This window comes from Actinoplanes subtropicus (genome assembly GCF_000721705.1).
In the GTDB taxonomy this organism is placed as follows: domain Bacteria; phylum Actinomycetota; class Actinomycetes; order Mycobacteriales; family Micromonosporaceae; genus Actinoplanes; species Actinoplanes subtropicus.
This window is the reverse complement of the sequence record NZ_JOJL01000163.1, coordinates 1-362: the sequence shown is the minus strand read 5'-3', so window position 1 is coordinate 362 and position 362 is coordinate 1. Positions and strand designations below refer to the sequence as shown.

The window sequence follows — 362 nt, the reverse complement described above, 5'->3', positions numbered from 1 at the left end:
CACATCAACGGCGTGATGGCCCACTACAAGGGCAAGCTCGCCTACTGGGACGTGGTCAACGAGGCGTTCAACGAGGACGGCAGCCGCCGGCAGTCCAACCTGCAGGGCACCGGCAACGACTGGATCGAGGTCGCCTTCCGCACCGCCCGCGCCGCCGACCCGTCGGTCAAGCTCTGCTACAACGACTACAACATCGAGAACTGGTCGTACGCGAAAACCCAGGGCGTCTACAACATGATCCGCGACTTCAAGTCCCGCGGCGTCCCGATCGACTGCGTCGGCCTGCAGACCCACTTCACCGGCGGCAGCTCACTGCCCGGCAACTTCCAGACCACCCTGTCGAGCTTCGCCGCCCTCGGCGT

At 65.2% G+C, this 362-nt stretch carries 1 protein-coding gene; it reads left to right on the top strand.

Translation table 11 applies throughout. From position 1 onward, the window contains the following. Positions 1 to 362, top strand: a 362-nt coding sequence (locus IH26_RS0152655) for an endo-1,4-beta-xylanase (RefSeq protein ID WP_030443831.1), incomplete at both ends; no start/stop codon positions are given.